The sequence below is a fragment of the Veronia pacifica genome (genome assembly GCF_001707825.1).
Classification (GTDB): domain Bacteria; phylum Pseudomonadota; class Gammaproteobacteria; order Enterobacterales; family Vibrionaceae; genus Veronia; species Veronia pacifica.
This window is the reverse complement of the sequence record NZ_LYBM01000110.1, coordinates 1-838: the sequence shown is the minus strand read 5'-3', so window position 1 is coordinate 838 and position 838 is coordinate 1. Positions and strand designations below refer to the sequence as shown.

General features: G+C 54.3%; 1 protein-coding gene. It reads right to left on the bottom strand.

The features are described from left to right. Nucleotides 1-838: hypothetical protein (locus A8L45_RS24830; RefSeq protein ID WP_175402078.1), on the bottom strand; the 838-nt coding region annotated here is incomplete at both ends.

Here is an 838-nt window from a genome sequence, read left to right as displayed (position 1 = left end):
GGGCAGGGAGAAGTGTTCACCCATTATGAAGGCTTGATGAACGTCATACTCAAATGGGTCATCGCCGTCGTGCCAGCTGTTGGCATGGTCGTCCAGCGCGACCCGCATTGAAAGGATCTCACCCGCCTCATAAACCGCGTCATCGACCAGGGTGGCAAAGACCTGGATCCCCTGCTCCCCTGCGGGCACGATAATATCTGCGCCATAGCCAATACCGGTATTGGTGAGCGCCCAGCCACCATTGGGGCCTGCGGCCTCGCTGGGAGGATCGATGATATTACCATCGAGGTCACGTACAGTGACTTCTTTGGCTATGTCATCGAAAGAGGCTGAGAAGTCACTGTCAGAAAAACTGACCCTGAGTGTGGTCGGTTCGCTGGCTGTGTTGTTCAGTGAGACCTGCCAGGCCGGACCGTCCGTATAGTCACCGTCAGCGTTTTCTTCACCATGCTTCAGAACCTCAGCGCGCTCAATGGCAAGGGTTGCCTGACTCTCATTCACGGTGATCGTATCTGCGGTCATCCAGTCTTCTGACCCTTCAACGGTGGCCTTGAGTGCAAACGTTTCTGCGCCTTCAAACACGTCGTCATTAGTGAGCGGTACCTTGAGCTGCACGGATTGATTGCCCGCAGGAACCACGACCTTGACGATACCTTTATCTGCTGTACTCATGTTGACACTGGTGATCGGCGTTTTACCGTCAGCCTGATAAAGGGTAAAGATACCGTTGGTGTCGCCAGTAAAGCTGCCTTTGTTACCGGGGTTGTTGAGGTCAATCAATAGGGTGGTGTCACTGGCCGAGGCATTATTGAGGCTCAGGGTCCATGCCAGTTCCACA